The sequence below is a fragment of the Paenibacillus sp. FSL R5-0341 genome, assembly GCF_037975235.1.
GTDB classification, from domain to species: Bacteria; Bacillota; Bacilli; order Paenibacillales; family Paenibacillaceae; genus Paenibacillus; species Paenibacillus amylolyticus_A.
The window spans coordinates 3959564-3978505 of the sequence record NZ_CP150241.1 but is presented as its reverse complement, the minus strand read 5'-3'; the positions used below and the strand labels follow the sequence as shown (position 1 = coordinate 3978505).

16 protein-coding genes are annotated in these 18942 nt (G+C 46.3%); 10 read left to right on the top strand and 6 right to left on the bottom strand.

Features of this window, described 5'->3' with window-relative positions; genetic code table 11:
* Positions 1-61: 61 nt before the first annotated feature.
* Both MKX75_RS17810 and MKX75_RS17805 read right to left on the bottom strand, forming a co-directional pair.
* Positions 62-793, bottom strand: coding sequence for an RNA pseudouridine synthase (locus MKX75_RS17810; protein WP_076331444.1), 732 nt, complete (start codon positions 791-793; stop codon positions 62-64).
* Between the two features lie 2 nt (positions 794-795).
* A complete protein-coding gene (locus MKX75_RS17805; protein ID WP_062835114.1) occupies positions 796-1659 on the bottom strand; it encodes a class I SAM-dependent methyltransferase in 864 nt (287 codons plus the stop codon).
* 293 nt (positions 1660-1952) lie between these two features.
* Between MKX75_RS17805 and MKX75_RS17800 the strand changes: the two genes are divergently transcribed.
* Genes MKX75_RS17800 through MKX75_RS17790 form a run of 3 tightly spaced genes read left to right on the top strand, consistent with a single transcriptional unit; the run spans position 1953 to position 3835 of the window.
* Positions 1953-2405 carry a flavodoxin gene (locus tag MKX75_RS17800; protein ID WP_062835113.1) on the top strand — a complete coding sequence of 151 codons (453 nt, stop codon included), beginning with the start codon at positions 1953-1955 and terminating at the stop codon, positions 2403-2405.
* A gap of 5 nt (positions 2406-2410) precedes the next feature.
* A complete protein-coding gene (locus tag MKX75_RS17795; RefSeq protein ID WP_339166262.1) occupies positions 2411-3217 on the top strand; it encodes a hypothetical protein in 807 nt (268 codons plus the stop codon).
* 51 nt (positions 3218-3268) lie between these two features.
* Entirely contained in the window at positions 3269-3835 is a 567-nt protein-coding gene (locus tag MKX75_RS17790; RefSeq protein WP_339166260.1) for a nitroreductase family protein, read from the top strand.
* 20 nt (positions 3836-3855) lie between these two features.
* Here the strand turns inward: MKX75_RS17790 and MKX75_RS17785 are convergent, their stop codons facing one another.
* Positions 3856-5313 (bottom strand): 4-hydroxyphenylacetate 3-hydroxylase N-terminal domain-containing protein, encoded by a 1458-nt coding sequence (locus MKX75_RS17785; RefSeq protein WP_339166259.1) that lies wholly within the window; start codon positions 5311-5313, stop codon positions 3856-3858.
* 202 nt (positions 5314-5515) lie between these two features.
* Positions 5516-5671: a DUF1540 domain-containing protein gene (locus tag MKX75_RS17780; protein WP_076331448.1), complete on the bottom strand. Its 156-nt coding sequence runs from the start codon at positions 5669-5671 to the stop codon at positions 5516-5518.
* Between the two features lie 307 nt (positions 5672-5978).
* Between MKX75_RS17780 and MKX75_RS17775 the strand changes: the two genes are divergently transcribed.
* Positions 5979-6791, top strand: a complete 813-nt coding sequence (locus tag MKX75_RS17775) for an ATP-binding protein (RefSeq protein ID WP_076331449.1) — start codon at positions 5979-5981, stop codon at positions 6789-6791.
* A gap of 93 nt (positions 6792-6884) precedes the next feature.
* Here the strand turns inward: MKX75_RS17775 and MKX75_RS17770 are convergent, their stop codons facing one another.
* Both MKX75_RS17770 and MKX75_RS17765 read right to left on the bottom strand, forming a co-directional pair.
* Positions 6885-8351 carry a HAMP domain-containing sensor histidine kinase gene (locus MKX75_RS17770; protein WP_076331450.1) on the bottom strand — a complete coding sequence of 489 codons (1467 nt, stop codon included), beginning with the start codon at positions 8349-8351 and terminating at the stop codon, positions 6885-6887.
* Positions 8336-9022 (bottom strand): response regulator transcription factor, encoded by a 687-nt coding sequence (locus MKX75_RS17765; protein WP_076331451.1) that lies wholly within the window; start codon positions 9020-9022, stop codon positions 8336-8338. Before MKX75_RS17765 ends, MKX75_RS17770 begins: the two co-directional genes overlap by 16 nt.
* 192 nt (positions 9023-9214) lie before the next feature.
* On the opposite strand from MKX75_RS17765, the gene MKX75_RS17760 reads away from it, so the two are divergent.
* The 6 genes from MKX75_RS17760 (at position 9215) to MKX75_RS17735 (ending at position 18875) form a co-directional block, all read left to right on the top strand.
* Entirely contained in the window at positions 9215-9931 is a 717-nt protein-coding gene (locus MKX75_RS17760; RefSeq protein WP_076331452.1) for a YceI family protein, read from the top strand.
* A gap of 258 nt (positions 9932-10189) precedes the next feature.
* Positions 10190-14536 carry a glycosyl hydrolase 53 family protein gene (locus MKX75_RS17755; RefSeq protein WP_339166257.1) on the top strand — a complete coding sequence of 1449 codons (4347 nt, stop codon included), beginning with the start codon at positions 10190-10192 and terminating at the stop codon, positions 14534-14536.
* Between the two features lie 457 nt (positions 14537-14993).
* Complete coding sequence (locus MKX75_RS17750; RefSeq protein ID WP_062835104.1) at positions 14994-16037, top strand: SPFH domain-containing protein; 1044 nt, start codon at positions 14994-14996, stop codon at positions 16035-16037.
* A 71-nt stretch (positions 16038-16108) separates the two neighbouring features.
* Positions 16109-17083, top strand: a complete 975-nt coding sequence (locus MKX75_RS17745) for a sugar kinase (protein WP_339170508.1) — start codon at positions 16109-16111, stop codon at positions 17081-17083.
* 83 nt (positions 17084-17166) lie between these two features.
* Positions 17167-17880, top strand: coding sequence for a response regulator transcription factor (locus MKX75_RS17740; protein WP_339166255.1), 714 nt, complete (start codon positions 17167-17169; stop codon positions 17878-17880).
* Positions 17877-18875 carry a sensor histidine kinase gene (locus MKX75_RS17735; RefSeq protein WP_339166254.1) on the top strand — a complete coding sequence of 333 codons (999 nt, stop codon included), beginning with the start codon at positions 17877-17879 and terminating at the stop codon, positions 18873-18875. The genes MKX75_RS17740 and MKX75_RS17735 overlap by 4 nt, the downstream gene beginning before the upstream one ends.
* The last annotated feature ends 67 nt before the right edge of the window (positions 18876-18942 follow it).

The window sequence follows — 18942 nt, the reverse complement described above, 5'->3', positions numbered from 1 at the left end:
CTCCATTTCTAGCTTCATTCCATCTTCTCGGTACTGAAAACCAGTCTTTTTGAACACGTATTTATAAAGGTTGTCCAAAAGCTTTTTGGTACACAGCAGCTGGCCATTCTGCCCAAGGAAATTCTCTTGCAGGCAAGGACTGCAAAATAACTTCTTCCTTGGTAACCGGATGGGGAAAAGCTGCAATCACAGACCATAGAGCAATCTGTTGCCCCGGTTTATTCACGCTTGCACCGTATTTCTGATCTCCGAAGAGGGGACAGCCGATTTCTTTCATTTGCACCCTAATTTGATGAGATCTGCCAGTGTGCAGTTCGATATGAACGAGGCTATATCGGTCTGTCTCCCCAATAACTCTGTAATCCAGAACGGCATCCTTACCGCCAGCTGTACCCTTAGGCACAACCGTAACGGTATTCGTGCGTGCATCTTTCAGCAGCGTGTGCTTTAACGTTCCCTGCTGTGCAGGCAACTTGCCATGAACAACAGCCGCATATATTTTACGGAAATGACGTCCCCTTACAGTCTCGGACAATCTCGAAGCTGCTTTGGATGTTTTGGCGAAGATCATTGCCCCTCCAACAGGACGGTCAAGTCGGTGCACTAACCCGAGATAGACATTGCCGGGTTTGTTATATCGCTCTTTCAGATCCTGCTTCAGCAATGTTAGCAAATCTTGATCGCCTGATGCATCTTCCTGAGTAGGTACATTGACAGGCTTCGTAATACCTAATAAATGGTTGTCTTCAAACAAAATCGGAATCGCATCGTGATCATGCCGATGTTCTGACATGATTAGGACTCCCAACGGCCCAGAATACCACAAGGCAGATCAAGACCACTGCGTGTGATCGGCAGACCAATTTCACCTGCAGTAATTTGACCACCGTACTGGGAAGACATCGTCATGGTCAGCATGTTGCGCAGAACCGTGGAGGAGATGCCCGTAGTGTAGGAGTTAACCAGCATGAATAATGGATTATCCGACAAGATCGTCATGCATGACTTCAGGAAAGGATAAAGGTTCTCTTCCAGCTTCCATGTCTCTCCATTCGGACCACGGCCATAAGAAGGAGGGTCCATAATTATAGCGTCATAACGATTCCCGCGCCGTTGTTCCCGTTGTACGAATTTGAATACATCATCTGTAATAAAACGAACAGGGCGATCAGCCAGTCCGGATAATTGAACATTTTCCTTGGCCCATTGAACCATGCCTTTAGCTGCATCCACATGAACGACAGAAGCGCCTGCATAAGCAGCGGCCACAGTAGCTCCTCCTGTATATGCAAACAGGTTCAGCACCGAAATTGGGCGACCTGCATTGGAGATTTTATCCATCATCCAGCTCCAGTTAGCCGCTTGTTCAGGGAACAGGCCGGTATGTTTGAAGCTGGTCGGTTTAATATGGAATTTCAGGTTTTCATATCCGATCGTCCAACGTTCGGGAATGGGCTTTTTCATATCCCAGTTACCGCCACCGGAGGAGCTACGATGGTAGTGACCATGCGCCTGACGCCATTCATTAGTCTCTTGCTCAAGGGGCCAGATGATCTGAGGATCGGGTCTGCGTAAAATGACATCTCCCCAACGCTCCAGTTTCTCGCCGCCTCCTGTATCGATTACTTCATAGTCCTTCCAATTCTTAGCTACGTACATAATAATATATCCATCCTTCAAAAGTCATTTGGATACTATTGTACAACAAAAAAGGGCTTGGACGCCAGTTGGGGAACGGGCGATTGAAGGAAGCAAACGAATCTGACCTGAAAGGGGGAAGTATTTTTAGCTGTGTTGAAATTCAATGTGCACCATATACTGAAAAACAAAGATAACCAAAAATTTAATTTGACAATGATAATCATTATCACATATGATTTTGTTAATTCAAAATTCATTCTTTCTTCATAGAGAGAATATAACATGATCAAACTAAAGTGAGGGAAAAATAGATGGCTAAATTGTTAGTGGCTTATGCGAGTATGACGGGAAATACAGAAGAAATTGCAGAACTGATTGTGGAAGGTATTACGCAGGGAGGTCACGAGGCAGACCTGAAATCCGTAACGGATTGTAATGCAGCTGATGTATTGGACTATGACGGATTCATGATCGGCGTCTACACGTGGGGAGACGGGGAGTTGCCAGATGAATTCCTGGATTTCTATGAGGAGCTGGATGAGCTTGATCTGAGTGGAAAGAGAGCTGCGGTGTTCGGTAGTGGTGACACCTCGTATGAGCAGTTCTGCGGTGCAGTTGATCTCGCGGCTGCCAAGCTGCAAGAGCGTGGGGCGGAGGTATCTCCAGAGATGTTAAAGATTGAATACAGTCCGCTTGAGCAGGAGAAGGATACATGCCGTGACTTTGGCAAACGCTTCGCTGCTGCCGGATTACAGGTGTCCTAAAGATCATGTTAAGACATAATGTTCAGGCAGCGATGCCGGTCGGAAGGAATGATCTTCCTGGACGTCTGCTTGAAGATTACAGATTGGAAGAGATGCTGCGCAGCCCACACCGATTCATCCGCCCTGAACCGGTGTCTGAGCAACGTTCTCCTCTGCAATGGAGGCACCGTGTACAGTATGCGGTCAGCCATGCAGTCAATGCCTTTTACAGTCTCGACCCCGATGTTCGCAAAGAGATACCTATACAGTATTTACTTGAGAAGTGGTGGCCCAAGAAGACAACTGGTTTCGAATCTGTCCTCCATTACTGGGATGTAAAGAACAAGATTACGGATGAATTGTCGCTCGCCATTGCAATGAACGATGATCTGAAGCATCCAGCCATTCTTTTTGAACAGTGGAGAACGGAGTTGCCTTCATTATCCATGCATTTATCGATGATATTTCAGGCGGCCTGGCAACCAGAAGGCTGGGATTCGCTGCTTGTTCAGAAATATATGGTTGTCCATGATCCGAATGTGGTTGAGGCATTTCAGCATATGGTCAGTGCTTTCTGCTGGGAAGCCTTTGGTAAATTACCGGCTATGATCGAAGTTTATTGTTTGCTGGAAGGACGCAAAATCAGATACATCCCTGGACGCCAATCGCTGGTCCGTTCCATGGATTATATTCGCTTGATCCGTGATAGTATGCCGCAAGCAGAAGTGGTGGAGTCAGAGCGGTTTACAACCCGTGATAAAGCACGGATACACGAAGAGGTAGATCGCTGGAGAACAGAAGCTGCCGAACCGAAGAAAACATGGTTGATGTGAAGTGGTTGAAGGATAACCTAATATCATGCAGATAGAGGAGGGGATATTGCCATGTCTACCGGTCTAAGTCAGGATATAAGCAGCGGCAAGAGACGCATAGGAACTTGCGAATTCAGTCCGTTGCCCGTACCACAGTCGGTTATACGAAAGCTGCTTGATGAAGCAGATCCTTCATTATATGTAATGAGTTCAGAACCCTGGCGGTTTATGTTGTTCGCAGGCGAAGGACGTCAGCTTTATCTGGAAGCGGTCAGACAGAGCTATCCACCCCATCTGGCCGATCGCTACGGCGACTGGGCTACATATCAATACACGGAAGCGATCCCTGCCCATCTGGTTGTCGTGGCGCCTACCAATGCCCGTGAGGATGATCTTCTACCCGCTAAAGCCTGGAGCAAACGTTTTAGTATTCTGGCTGCGGAACAGGGTTTGAACGCCGTCTGGAAAATCAATGATTATCAACAACATCCTGTCTTTATGAATCTGATGGGCTTGACTAGTGAAGAGAAGGTGCTCGGTGTATTTCATATCGGTTACGGAGACCAGCCTGCAATGCGGGATATGGATGCAAGCAGACCAGCCTCTGAACTGATGACGGTCTATGACCATTTGGTATAAAAAATGATCCGTTAGTTCTCTTATTTGCTGGTGTTGGCTAGAAAATTACGCACGAGTTGACGATTCGTCTGATCTTTGTTGCAGGCCGAGAACAATCGACTCGATACCGTAATGGTATTGCCAAAAAAGAACCGTTCGAACTGAGTCTGTCTACCCCCGAATGATCCCGCCCCAAGTTCCCAGATCAGGCGGAACAGCGCGTTGCGTTCGTGAGAAGCCATATCGTTTCCTTTAAGATATATATTGAGTGAAGGAGCGATATTGGATTGAAACTCTTCTTCTTGAGGCACCATAATCACCCCGCTTGATCCCAAGAGTTGCAATATTTCAATCATCTCAGGATAGAGTTTCGGAAAAAGGAGATTGGCTGCCATCAATGGTTTGGGTGCAGGTAATACAAATCCCCGTCCATCGGGGATGGCACCTGCTTCCGCGGCCAAGGCTAACGCTTTTAACGATTCAAGACCCGCGAGTACACGTGCTGTTTTTTCTATAACATGTGCTTCCGTATTCAGATCCAGGGTATCCGTGAGAAGCTGGAGTGTACCGAGAACAAATTCCGTCTTTGCAATATAACGACATAACACCTGATGACCAGCGTGAATATGAAAATGACTGCCACTGAAGAGACGGGAGGACATCTCCTCACTTCCTGCAAAAAATATTCGTTCATGCGGAACAAGTACTCGATCAAGGATGACGATATTGTCCATTTCTTCATATCTGGAACTCAGGGGATAGTTGGCGTGAGACTCGGCTGCATAGGTATCCCTGCAAACCAGACTGATTCCTGGCAGATCATTCGGGACAGCAAAGGAAAATGCGAATGGATTCTCATCATCAAATGGAGCAGGAGAAGGTGAAGGGTAGACAAAAATCTCATCCGAAGTTGCAGCCTGTGTTGCCATCATGAATGCACCGCTAATTATGAGGCCCTCCTCGGTGCGATCTACGACCTTTGCGGCAATAGCATCCTCAGTAGCATCCATTTGACCCGATATTTTGCTGGCATGTGGCTGAATGAAAGCATGGGATAATGTGATATCATGGTCACGGCAGTACGCATAATAATTCTTGAGATTTTCTGCATATTGGGGAGATAATTCGTTCAGGAGATCCGCACCTGTGTAAAAGGCCATAATGGCTGTATTCATGTAATCCGGTGAGCGACCAAGAAAACCATGATGCACATTCGCCCAGATATTCATCCCCTCCCGGCGTTTACGGAGGTCGTCGGCACTGGTTGGAGGCAGGAAGGATATGCCCACAGGTTTGCCATCTGCAGGGGAGGCATACGTCATCGTTTCCGCAAATTGAGGATCAGATTGCAGATCATACATGTACTTCTGAGTCTCCATCAAACCGGAGAATGCAACATGTTCCGAGCGTTTTCCAGTAACAAGCTTACCTTTGTACCAGCAGGGGACGGACTGGGCATTAATTCGTTCCAGATACTGTGTGCCACTTTTAACAGGCATTGTTTTTCACCTCTTGGTTCTAATCGTTCATAGGCAGACTAACTTCTTACGTAGTGTACGTAGGTAATCTGTCCAATGTGCATTTAAGAGGTGAGCAGGATTTTTGCAGATTAGGGCTTGATAATAATTATCATTCTTGTTACAATAGACAAAGAAAAAAGGAACCGGTAAGGGCTCCTTTAAGTGGATCATATGCAATTTCTTATTTCACTTCGAAAGTTTTGCAGTCTGTTTCAGCAGACTGACGAACTTCATCTTTGGAAGTGTGGCTCACGATGTAGATCGAAGAAGCGTTACATTTGTTTTCTTGAGCCCAGTGACGACAGGAATTAACTTCACACAATACGTCTTTTGCCATGATTGTTAACCTCACTTTGATTGGATTACATTCGTTGGTACAAAGAATCCGGATATAGCAAGTTGCCGCTTGCGAATCTGGAAAATTTTGTTGCTCTCATGAAATTTAGAGGGCTTTTTTGCGTTATACACAACGATGCATACTTAGAATAGCAAATTTTCTTAATGCTTGCAACCAAATGCCTCTTTCTGTGGCGAGATAGTGGACGTGCTGTGGTTATCTTTGCAAAAAGGCAGCAATGTGTTATTATTTAATAGTAATAATTACGATTAAAATTAAAACCGTAAATGAAGGAGCATGTGTATACATGAGCAAAATAAATCATATGAATCGGATTCCCCGCGCTAAAGGGATCGATATGGCGGCTTTTTACACGCCGAAAGAGTGTAGGCGCAAAGCCCAGCATATTGTATTTTCCGCTGAAAATGAACGGATCATTAATGAATTCATCACCATTCTGGGCATGAAAGAGAAGTTCAGAGAGCATGATGTATCGATCCCCAACAAAATGGTCATGTTTGGGCCTCCGGGCACGGGAAAAACATTAACGGCATCGCATCTGGCTGAGCGCCTTAATTTACCATTGGTACTCGTGAGATTAGATGCAATCATTCATAGCCACCTTGGGGAGACAGGGAGTAACGTACGGAAGTTATTCGAATATGCACGAATGAATCCCTGTGTGTTATTTCTGGATGAATTTGATGCCATAGGCCGTACACGTGAGAGCAATGATGAAGTGAAAGAGATGGCTCGTGTCGTCAATACGTTGTTGCAGTGTCTGGACGAATTCGATGGGGACAGTATTCTGGTGGCTGCGACGAATCTGGAAACCCAACTGGATCACGCCATATGGCGGCGTTTTGATACCAAGATGACCTATGGTATGCCTGATGATTCAAGTCGTAGATTGTATATCAGCAAGTTGGTGGGGGCATTTGAACAGGAAAGCCAGCTGGAAGATTACATATGTGAACGCTTGGCAGGGTGCAGTTATGCAGATGTAGAGCAGATTGTTCTGAAAGCAAAGCGGAAAGCGATCATTGCCAGCAGTGCACTTCATAAGCAATTGGTCTCGGATGCTTACGAGGAATACAGGCCACGTGTATTAGAGTGTTGAGTGCTTTCTTTTTGGATAAAGAAAGGAGCAACGATGAATTAGCCCAGTCTCCTGAATGGAGTCCTGGGCTAATTGGCATGTTAGCGTGGTGCGTTATACTTTAACGGCTGCTCCGTAAGCCTTTTCTGTAGTGATAGCTTCTTGCGTTGCAGTCCAGCGTGGCAGGCTTAATCTGAACATGCTGCCTTCCGGACTGCTGGAGACAAGCGTCAGTTCACCGCCCTGTTCCTGAGCGAGTAAGCGACTATAAGTTAATCCTAGACCCAGACCACGGTTACGGCGTTTCTTGAGTTCTCCACGATAGAACCGTTCGAAGATTTTGGGTTGATCTTCTGCCGGGATGCCTGTGCCGTTGTCCTTGACGTCAACGTACAGCATCTGTTCTTCTGCGCGTAGATAAATATCGAAGACAGCCTTTTGTTCAGGAGCTGTGGCATGAAGTGCATTATTAAGCAAATTGACAATGATCTGCTGAATGCGGAGAGCATCTCCCATCGTAAAGAACGTAACTGGAGGGGAGTGCAGCTGAACCTCTGGCATTTTATCCTCGTACGCAATCTTCCACTGATAGATGATCTCACCGACCAATAGCTTCAGATCCGTTCGTTCCTTGCGAACAGCAACACTTCCTGCAGCCATTGCGTTATAGTCAAGCAGATCTGCGACCATTCGCTCCATACGTTCGGATTCCTTCAAAGCGATATCCAAAAATTCTTTTCCTTCCTGTGGACTCACGACATCGTCACGTACTGCCATAACGAGCCCCTTGATGGAAGTTACCGGTGTCTTGAGTTCATGGCTTACCCCTGCCAGCGAAATTGTTCGCCATTCTTCGAGTTGTTGCAAACGAGTGGCCATATCGCGGAATGAGTTTACAAGTTCGTTGATCTCACGCTCTCGTGTATTCAAATCAAGACTTACATCATAATTACCACCTCGAATCTGCTCAGCGGCATAGGCAACCTGACGAATAGGTCTGGATAACTTACTGGACAGGAGATAGATCGTAAACCATCCGCAGAGGATGAGTCCTCCGAGGATTAGAGCAACGAGCCATATGGTCTCTGGACCAAATGTAATGGATTGTTTCGACTGCATGACCCACACTGTACCCATGGTTTGATCACCTTCGGATATGTTGACCGTTACCCCTGCATATTTGTTATTGCGAGGTTCACGATAGTCATCTGACAGTCGATAATGCACATCTTTTTGCTCCATTTTAGGCTGGGAAAAAATCAATTGATTATTGTTGTCCAAGATCATGACACAAAAATAATGATCTGTATTGAATAGTTTCTCTCGCTTGGTTACCATTCTGTCCAGATCGGGTGGGACCCGAAGCACATTATTTTCACTGGTCACTCGATCTGCAATCTCCAGTCCAAGCAGTTCTGCGGTTTTGAGGCTTTTCTCAATAGAGGTTGTTCGAATCCAGTAGAGCGCCCCTGCGACAATAATGGTGAAACCGATACATAAAATGAGAAAATATCGCAGTGTCCAGTGTGACAGAATGGATATCGATCGTTTGGGTTTCTTCTGTTTCAGTTGGCGATCCAAAATTGATACCCCATTCCTCGCAACGTCCGAATTTCTCCTGTTTCGGGCAACCAGTGGGAGAGTGCTTGACGTAGTCGTTTAATCGATAGATCCACAGCACGGTCACTGCCGTCATAATCCATTCCCCATACCTGTTCAATAAGATGATCCCTGGTAAATGTACGATTGGGATAATCGGACAGAAATAGCAGTAACGACAGGTCACGAGGTGTGAGTGCAACCTCTGCACCGTTCAACAGCACCTGCTTGGCAGCAAGATCAATGACGAGATTACCAAAGGAACGCTTCTCTTCACCACCTGAGGTCCAATGTGGATTACGGCGCAGCACAGCATTAACTCTGGCGACGACTTCTTCTGGTACAAAAGGTTTGCTCATATAATCGTCAGCACCGGCATTCAAGCCGTTGAGACGGTCTGAAATGTCATCCAGTGCGGTTAGCATGATCACGGGACAAGCACTTTTTTCACGAATAATCCGCAGCAGATCCCAACCGTCCATTCCTGGCAGCATTACATCGAGTAATACAAGGGAAGGCGTTATGGAATCAAAAAGGGTAAGTGCAGTCGGTCCATCTGCTGCATGATGAACTTCAAATTCTGCTTTTCTCAGATAAGCAGCCAGTACGCGTGCAATAGCTTGCTCATCCTCGACGATGAGTATGGATTTCAAGAAAAGCGGTCTCCTTTCATTTCATAAGCTTGTACTGATTTTACATGAGCAAGAGCATAAAGCCAATCCTGTATTACGGATTACAAAAAAATGAGGGACTTGTCTTTTCTTGACTTCTTCCTGACACATTCGACTGGTAATATCCATATCAACAAGCAACCTAAACAATAATATACTGGAGGAAACATACAGATGAACAAGAAAGCGAAAGCATGGCTTATTACAGGTGTGGCGGCGGTTGCCGTAATCGGTGGCGGTGGTTACTATCTCACTAATAGTTACTTGGGGAACAACGTTGAGATCGAGCAGGTACTGCCTGCAAGCACAGCGACTTCCACAACAGCAGTAGATAGCACAGGAGCGGTTGTTGCTAATGAAACAGCGACAGCAGAGCAGTTGAATGGAGACTGGAGCATCAGTGAAGGGTCCAAAGTATACTTCTCCGTAACCACTTCACAGGAGACCGTTAACTTTGTGGACGAGCAGGTAACAGGCAATTGGACAATTAATGTAGACGATGCTGCTCAGATGAAAGCAGAAGGACAGATCGAGATGGACGGGATTGATTCCGGAAATGGACAACGAGACGGTCACGTGAAGCAAGCCGATTTCTTCGATATTGCTACGTATCCACAAGCAACATTTACAGCGACTTCATTTGAAGGTGTACCTGCAGAATGGCCTGTCGGTCAAACGGTTGATATCAAAATGAATGGTACCATTACGGTTAAAGGTATCGAAAAAGAAGTGACTTTTGATGCAAAAGCCGCTTATGAGAATAACGAAGTGTTGTTGTCGGCAACATCCATGGTAACGTTCGAAGATTTCGGAATGGAAAATCCGCACTCCGTGGTGCTCTCGACTGAAAATGATATCCAAGTACAACTTGAATTGAAACTTTCCAAATAAGTGTAACAATGATCATATACCTAAAAATCTGTTCTGTTCTGCCTTAGGGTGGAAGGACAGATTTTTTTGCTTTCTCTTGCAAAATAGTGTGATGGATATAGCTCAAATGTAACTTTTACAGGATCATATTGTTAAAATAACTGCTGTTTCCTTTGGATAATGCCGTGTCGCCTATAGCTATTAAGCGCTTACAATGAGGAAGATTCAACACATTCATTGATCCATGCACAATCAAACACAAAAAGGGGGAGATCAAGAGTGAACAAAAGGTACATAAGCGGGTGTCTGGTATTACTGATGCTATTCTGTGATCTGGGGTTGATGATTCGTCCAGCTGCTGCAGAAGATGCGAAAGTGAACGTGGCACTTAACAAGGTGGTTACGGTTAGCACAGAATATTTGGAGTGGGAGAGTAAAAAGGAGCACTTGGTTGATGGTAAAAGTGACACGCATTGGACTGCTACGGCGGGAGTGACGACGGAACAACCACAGTGGGTCATGATTGATCTGGGTGAAGACTACAATCTGTCGGGAACGGAAATAACGTGGAGAGAAAACACGGTTGTGAAATATATGATAGAAACATCTGCTGACCAGCAGGCATGGACCAACGTTGTTAATCAAAGTGAAAATGCCGATTCCAAACAGATCGCTGATCTGACGTTTCAGCAGAATGATGTGCGATACATCAGATTGAACATATCTTTTTATAAGGGTGAGGGAGTCTGGCCGGAAATATTGGAATTCAAAGTGTGGGGAGAAGCAGAAGGCACTGAACTAGCCAACATTACCAAATATGATTCAATCGAAGTGAAAACGGTGACAAGAAGTGCGCCAGTTCTGCCTAATCAGGTGAAAGCATGGTACCAGAATGGAAAATCAGGAATGGTTCCAGTGGAATGGGACAGTATTGACCCTTCAGAGTACGCACATGCGGGCAGCTTTACCGTAACAGGTGCAGTATATGGTGCGCCTTCAGAGCCTCGGCCTGAAGCCAAGGTATTTGTTGAGGGATATCGTGCAGACTATGTTAGAGGTGTCGATATTTCCACGTTGACTGCCATTGAGGACAAAGGTGGAAAATACGTGGACAGCAACGGTACAGAGCGTGATTTGCTTGATATTCTCAAGGATCGCGGTGTCAATTATGTGCGTCTTCGTCTGTGGAATGATCCACAAAAATCAGGGGGCTACAACGATAAAGAAGATGTCATTCGTTTGGCCGAGCGGGTGAAGCAAAAAGGTATGAAGATCCTGCTGGATTTCCACTACTCGGATGAGTGGGCGCACCCGGGCCAGCAGCTTCGTCCCAAAGCTTGGGAAGATCTTTCTCCCGAAGAGCTGAAGCAGGCCGTATACAACTATACGGTTGAAGTTGTGGGAGAAATGAAAGCAAAGGGCGCTATGCCTGATATGGTGCAGATCGGTAATGAGATCAACAGTGGTGTTCTGAACGGCTTGAGCAGCGACGTGGATTTCGAGCAAAATGTTGCATTGCTGAAAAGCGGAATTGATGCTGTACGTGCAGTCGAAGGTGGAGATCAGGTTCAAATCATGATTCATCTCGCAGAAGGCGGCAAGGCGGATACGTTCGACTGGTATTTCAGTGAGCTGGAGAAACGCGAACTGAAGTATGATATCATCGGACTTTCCTATTATCCGTTCTGGCATGGAACATTTGCCGATGTGCAGAAGACCATGAATAAAGTATCTGACAAGTTCAAAAAAGATGTCATTATCGCTGAAACATCCTATCCGTTTTCCTACAAAAACGGGGATGCTCATGGAAACATCATCGGATCGGACGAAGCGCTTCATGTAGGAGGAGCAGACTTCCCCGCAACGATTCAAGGTCAATATGATGCCATCGCCGGCATTATGGACATGATTGCGAACGTGCCGAATAATCATGGCGCAGGTTTCTTCTACTGGGAGCCAGCTTGGATTCCGGCCGGTGTAGGCTGGATTGCATCTGAAGGGAATGCTTGGGAGAACCAAGCGATGTTTGATTACGACGAATTTCCGGCCAACGGCGGGCATTCGTATGAAGGCAGAGCGTTATGGTCCCTTGATGTGTACAAGCGCGGACTGGAGCTTCTGCCCGCAGACCGCCAGCAACTGGACGCGGCACTTACACGAGCCAAATCATTGGTAGAGACTGATTTTACTCCGGAAAGCTGGGTGACTCTGGCTCCGGCAATCTCGGCAGCGAATGAAGTATACCAACAGGCATACACGGCGGGTGGGGTAACTCAAGCAGATACAGATGCAGCGACAACAGCATTGGAACGTGTGATGCAGCAGATGCAGGTTATCCCCCCGCAGCTTGACGAGCTCAGAGCTAAAATAGCGGAAGCGCGTACGTATCAGCAGACTGACTGGTCTGAGGCCACTTGGGCAATATTGACCAAAGCGCTGGAAGGCGCTGAGCAGGTCTTGAATGATCCAAGAGCAACACAGACGGATGCGAATACAGCGCTTAAACGTTTGCATGATGCCATTCAAGGTCTATCCAATGTGGATAAAACACAACTGCACCAGTACATTCAACAAATGCAGCAGCAGACTAAATCTTCCTATACACGCCGGAGCTGGTCTGTATTGGAACAGTCTTTGCAGGCAGCGATTCAGGTCCGAGATAATAATGCTGTTGTTCAGTCTGAGGTGAATTCAGCACTGAATACGTTGAAACAAGCCTTTACTAGTCTGGTCTCTCTGGAGGCTTTAACAACGGGCAAAACGGCAACGGCTTCAAGCAGTGCAGGGACAGGAGGCAATCAAGCCAACTCTCCTGAAGGTGCAATTGACAACAATCCAAACACTTCATGGGGGACCGATAAGAGTATTGACAGCTGGTGGCAAGTGGATTTGGGGCAAGTCGCAAACCTGCGCAAGATCGAGATGTCGATGTGGAGTGGCGGTATCAAATATACGATTGAAGTGTCCAACGATAACAAGAATTTTGTGAAAGTAGTGGACACCACAAGTGATGTTGTTGTATCGACCGCACCTAGCCATGTTCTTCCAGAAGGCACGGAGGGACGCTACATTCGGGTAACGATTAAAGCAGGTCCCACCTGGGTAGGATTCATGGAATTTGAAGCATATGGTACGTTCCCGGCAGACAAAACTACACTGCAAGCTACTGTAGATGCCGCTGAGAAATTAAAACAAACCGAATACACCACATCAAGCTGGAATGTATTTAGTAAGGCACTTTCTGAAGCGAAGGCATTCATTCTGGATGTTGAATCTTCAACGCAAGATGTAAGCAAGGCCGAGCGTGCGTTACAAGATGCTATGAATAAGCTTGTACGTCAAGATGTAACACCTGGCCCTGGCCAACCAACACAACCTTCCAACCCGGGGACAGCTCCTTCGACGGGGAATCCGACTGTAACCCCACCGGTTGAGCCGGGTGCTGTACCAGAGAAGGGTTCAATAACGGTAAAAGGAACGACATCCGGGGATGAGCAGTATTTGATTCGTCCAGATGCATCCCAATTTACCCAGGCACTGCAATCCATGGATGCAGGAAATAAGACGTTGAAATTGATTGCGGATGTGCCTGACACAGCCAAGACAGTCACATTCCAATTGGCTGTAAGTCAACTAGCAGCATGGGTTCGTTCCGAGGAAGTGCAATCTTTGGATGTAGTCGTAGGACCGACTACCGTTCGTGTTCCTCTAAATTCACTCCCGCTAACTATTGCGGAGAATGCTGGAACGTTCGACATCGTAGTGGCAAAAGGATCGACAGATACGCTGACTACATTGCAAAAAGCAGCAATCGGCAATCATGCGATTGTCGATGTGAATTTGTTAATGAATAATAAGCCTTTGCAATGGACAAACAGAAAGGTTGAAGTTGCTCTATCCAATGTAGAGCAGTCTAAGAAGAATGATGTAGTTATGGTCGTGCATTCTGTATCTCCAAGTGGGGAGATGAGACCTGTTACGTATTCCAAGTACGATGACAAGACGAAGAGAATGGCATTCAAACCTCTGGAATCCGGCAGTTATGTCATTGCAGAAGTTGAAGTACCATTACATGATCTGCAAAATCACAATTGGGCGATCCAAGAGGTGCAGAACCTCTACGGTAAGGGAATTATTACGGGGATGAGCGCAACTCGTTTTGCCCCACAAGGTGAACTGACCAGAGCACAATTTTTGCAAATGATTATTAAAGGTATTGGTGATACACGTCAGCTCGATCCATCTATCGCATTCCCAACAGATGTGAAGGAAGGGCAGTGGTATGCCGATTCAGTACGACTCGGAATTGAAATGAACATTATTCAAGGCCGAGCAGATGGAAGCTTTGGAGCCAATGAACGTATTTCACGAGAAGATATGGCTGTTATGCTGAATCGAGCGCTGCAGGTTTTACAACGTGATCAGGATGCGAACAATGCTGCACAAGGAAATACGGTGTTTGTAGACAACGCCGAGATCGCCGGATATGCGAAAGAAGCTGTAACTTCGATGCAACAACTTGGACTGCTACACGGCATGCCTGATGGCACGTTTGCTCCGAAAGAAACAGCGAACCGTGCACAGGGTGCTGTTGCAGTCGCCAGACTGATGGAACAACTGTATTAGAGGTAGTTCAAAAAGCCCGCTTTTGATTATGAAGGGTGATGCTTGATGGCATTATCAACACTCATGAATAGAAAATAACGAAGTATCTAAAGAGATCGGATCATAGGATTCGGTCTCTTTATTTTTTTGTGAAAAGAGATTATATAAGTTTAACTATTGATTTACACGATAACGGAGAGGACAGAAAAAACTGAAAAAGCGAAGCGTTCGCCTTTATCCCCAGATTTTCCCTTTAGAAAAGGGAATCGAAAAAATCTGGGGATAACAGCGATTAGAAGGTTATTCTGTCATCGGAGTGTCAGTGTAAATAATCTTTAGTTCAACTTATATAGAACGGACCCGTTTTCTTTAAATAGGCATCTAAACATTTTGTTAATGTCGTATTGACAATATCGATTTTGTTTGATATCATTTCGATAATATCAAAACGACAATATTAAGAAATGAGGAATGAACCATGTTTGGATTTCGATTTGCGAAGTTTCAACCCAGTGAATATGTAATGAAGGTGAAAAATGGTGAGGTACAGCGTCAAGGTGTGGGATTATCCTTCTATTATTATGAGCCAACCACATCGGTAGTCGTTCTACCCGTATCCTCGGTAGATGTACCGTTCATGTTCGAAGAGATTACGGCTGACTATCAGACCGTTACTGTGCAAGGGCAGCTAAGCTATCGCATTGTAGATTATTTGAAAATAACGCAGAGTCTGAATTACACGTACAATTTGCGCAAGAATCGGTATATCTCCGACGATCCAGGTAAGCTGGATCAACGGGTAATCACCACAGCCAAAGTGTTAACCAAGAAACATCTGGAGCAAATGCCGCTGAAGGAGGCTATTCAATCCAGTGAACGGCTGGCAAGCAGCATGAAACGCGAAGTTGTGCAAAGTGAAGAGTTGGAGAAACTGGGCGTTGAGCTGATGAGTCTGTCCATCCTGGCCATTTTGCCTAATAAAGAGACGATGCGTGCATTGGAAGCACAAGCACGGGAAGAGATTTTGCGTCAGGCAGATGAAGCGCTGTATGTGCGTCGGAATGCATCGATTGAACAGGAAAGACGAGTGAAAGAGAACGAACTGAATACGGAAATTGCCGTGGAGACGAAGAAACAGCAAATTCGTGAGACCCAATTACAGGCAGAACGCTCGGTGAAACAGAAACAAAATGAGATGGAACAGGAACAGCTACAGTTCAATACAGCGATGGAGGAACGTAAGCAGCAGCTCATTGAGTTAACCATTGCCAATCACAATGCTGAAGCGGATGCCAAAGCGTATGAGATTGCTGCCGTGATGAATTCATTGCAAAATGTACAGCCGAATGTACTGCAAGCGATGGCGAACATGGGCATGAATTCCGATAAGCTGATCGCACTCGCGTTCCAGGAACTGGCTGAAAATGCAGGCAAGATCGGACAGCTTAATATCTCGCCGGATCTGTTGCAGGGATTAATGTCTCCTGCGCCGGGCAGAGATCAGGGAGGACGAGCGAGATGAGATTAGGAAGAAGAGAGCAAACAGAGCAGGCAGGGAAATCAGCACGTCAGCAGCCTGGAGCGGATGACCGGATGAGCGAACACAAGCTGATACTGGTGAAGCGCCGGACCAGACTGGAAGAGCTGGTGGTTCGATATAACACGGTACAGCAAGCCCAGTTCTATATTGAACGTCTGGGCGCAGACTTTAGTGATTATATGGAGGAAGACCGTCGTTATCGTCAATCCGTACAGCAGGCTCAGCAGCAACTGGGACAATTGGGTCGTGTACAGACCATTGATCGGGAACATGTGCCCAATTTTATCTTTGGAGAGCAGGATATCGTGGTTGTGGTGGGACAGGATGGGCTTGTAGCTAATACCCTCAAGTATGTAACTGAGCAGCCGCTCATCGGTGTGAATCCGGACCCGATGCGGTGGGACGGGGTATTATTACCTTTTACCGTGGAGGATCTCAGCTTCATTCTCCCTGATGTCATTCGAAAGCAACGAACCTTGAAAGAAGTCACTCTCGCCAAAGTAGAACTCAATGATGGGCAGTATCTATATGGTGTGAACGATCTGTTCATTGGTCGAAAGACGCATGTGTCGGCTCGTTATGAAGTGCGTCTGGGTTCATCCGCAGAACAACAATCTTCCAGTGGTATCATTGTCTCCACAGGCATGGGATCGACTGGCTGGTTCAAAAGTGTGCTGGCGGGAGCTACCGGAATTGTAGGATCGGCGGCATGGCAGAACATGAATTCCGAAGCTGAGGTTGCTACAGCATCTGCATCCATTCATGGAAGCAGGCAGGAGCTGAATCATTTTAACTGGGATGCGCCTTACTTATATTTTTCAGTACGTGAACCGTTCCCGAGCCGGACGACAGCAGCCAATCTGGTGTTTGGACAGATTCATTCGAAGCAGCCATTGCACATTGTATCCCAGATGCCAGAGGATGGTGTCATTTTCAGTGATGGAGTTGAGCAGGACTTTCTTGAGTTTAACTCAGGGGTTGAAGCTATCATTGGTTTGGCAGAGAAGAGAGGACGCCTCGTGGTCTGACCCTTTATTTCCAAGCCGTTTCCGACTAGAATGGGTAACTAGATGTGATACACTGACGTCAGGAAACGGAAAGAGGGTTAACGATGCAGTCGATATTATTGGTTGAAGATGATGCGAAGCTTGCAGGATTGCTGGCCGCTTATCTGACCCGAAATGGATTTCAGGTACAGGTCACAGAAGATTTTCGTCATGTACTGGATGAATTCGTGAAGATGGAACCGGATCTTGTGCTGATGGATGTGAACTTGCCTCAATATGATGGCTATTATTGGTGCAGACAGATACGCACACATTCCATATGTCCTATTTTATTCATATCGGCTCGTGACAGTGGTATGGATCAGATTATGGCGTTGGAACATGGAGCGGATGATTATATTACGAAACCTTTTCAATATGAAGTCGTTCTTGCCAAAGTCCGCAGTCAGCTGCGCAGAGCCTATGGTTCTTACGCTGCTGTGCAGCAGGAAGTGAAGGTGAAGAACGGCCCCATGATCCTCTATCCTGAGCGATTTGTACTGGAATATGATGAACGTTCTACAGAGCTAACACAAAAGGAAGCCATGTTGGTGGAAGCACTAATGGCGAAGGCAGGGCGGGTTGTGAGTCGGGAAAAATTGCTTGAACAGATGTGGGAAGATCAGCATTTTATTGATGACAATACGTTGAATGTATATATTACACGTGTTCGTCGGAAGTTGAAGGAGCTGGGTGCAGAAGAGATTTTGGAGACGGTTCGCGGAGCGGGTTATCGCGTGTTAGATCTGGGTTCTTCCGCACAGGGGAAAGGGATATGAGACTTTTTCTGAAAGACCACCAGATGTTAGTCGGATTTTATGTGCTGCAGATGCTGCTGGTTCCGTGTGTGTATTGGCTTTCTGGTGAGGGCCGTCCGATGAAAATTGTCCTCTATGGCATGCTGATTAGTACCGTGGTGCTGATGGTCTATCTGGTCATTCGTTACTTGCAGTTGCGAGCGTATTATCGTCTACTTCAACAACCACGTAAACGGGTAAACGAGCCTTTCCAAACACTTGGAAATTCGGTCGTGGCGGAAGCCATCCAGGAATTGTTACATGAATTGGAGCGTAATCGACAGAATGAGATGGGTCAATTACGTACTAGCAAGGAACAGCAGGTGGTATTCATGAATCGCTGGGTTCATCAGATGAAGACACCGTTGTCCATCATTCAACTGACCTTGGAGGATGTGGACGATGAGACGGCTGGCAGTATTCAGGATGAGCTGGATAAGCTGCGCAAAGGACTTGAAATGGTCTTGCATTCATCACGGCTTGAACAGTTCGAAGGGGATTTTCGAGTGGAGCTGTTGTCTTTGCAAGAAGTACTTCGGAGCGGTATAGCCGAGAACCGACGTTTATTTATTCGCAGAGGCATTACACCGGATATCCGGATGGAGGGCGACCTTCAGATCTACAGTGATTCCAAGTGGCTGCGGTTCATGTTTACCCAGATTTTGACCAATGCCGTGAACTATTCCGATAGCAAATCAGGCAAAAAAGTGATCATTACAGGCTATAAACAGGAAGAGCGTACAATCCTGGACATTCAGGATGAGGGAATCGGCATCTCGTCCGAGGATATTCATCGCGTGTTCAATCCCTATTTTACAGGCGAACGGGGCAGGCAATACCACGAATCCACAGGGATGGGGTTATATCTGGTTCGTGAGATCAGTGCCCGCCTGGATAACCGTGTGGAGTTGTTTTCGGAGCCGAATGAGGGAACGTTGGTCAGATTCAGCTGGGTTCATACGAAATATCCGAAGTAAAGAGCGCTTTGCCCATGGGTGAGGTGCTTTTTTTAATGCACAGATCTGTGATAGAGAAGGCAGGGGA

Bases quoted from the DNA above. Each gene is read 5' to 3' on its own strand.
- MKX75_RS17745 (WP_339170508.1), top strand. From the start codon at position 16,109: ATGAGCGAACACAAGCTGATACTGGTGAAGCGCCGGACCAGACTGGAA.
- MKX75_RS17740 (WP_339166255.1), top strand. From the start codon at position 17,167: ATGCAGTCGATATTATTGGTTGAAGATGATGCGAAGCTTGCAGGATTG.
- MKX75_RS17785 (WP_339166259.1), bottom strand. From the start codon at position 5,313: ATGCCTGTTAAAAGTGGCACACAGTATCTGGAACGAATTAATGCCCAG.
- MKX75_RS17750 (WP_062835104.1), top strand. From the start codon at position 14,994: ATGTTTGGATTTCGATTTGCGAAGTTTCAACCCAGTGAATATGTAATG.
- MKX75_RS17810 (WP_076331444.1), bottom strand. From the start codon at position 793: ATGTCAGAACATCGGCATGATCACGATGCGATTCCGATTTTGTTTGAA.
- MKX75_RS17805 (WP_062835114.1), bottom strand. From the start codon at position 1,659: ATGTACGTAGCTAAGAATTGGAAGGACTATGAAGTAATCGATACAGGA.
- MKX75_RS17775 (WP_076331449.1), top strand. From the start codon at position 5,979: ATGAGCAAAATAAATCATATGAATCGGATTCCCCGCGCTAAAGGGATC.
- MKX75_RS17800 (WP_062835113.1), top strand. From the start codon at position 1,953: ATGGCTAAATTGTTAGTGGCTTATGCGAGTATGACGGGAAATACAGAA.
- MKX75_RS17735 (WP_339166254.1), top strand. From the start codon at position 17,877: ATGAGACTTTTTCTGAAAGACCACCAGATGTTAGTCGGATTTTATGTG.
- MKX75_RS17780 (WP_076331448.1), bottom strand. From the start codon at position 5,671: ATGGCAAAAGACGTATTGTGTGAAGTTAATTCCTGTCGTCACTGGGCT.
- MKX75_RS17790 (WP_339166260.1), top strand. From the start codon at position 3,269: ATGTCTACCGGTCTAAGTCAGGATATAAGCAGCGGCAAGAGACGCATA.
- MKX75_RS17795 (WP_339166262.1), top strand. From the start codon at position 2,411: ATGTTAAGACATAATGTTCAGGCAGCGATGCCGGTCGGAAGGAATGAT.
- MKX75_RS17760 (WP_076331452.1), top strand. From the start codon at position 9,215: ATGAACAAGAAAGCGAAAGCATGGCTTATTACAGGTGTGGCGGCGGTT.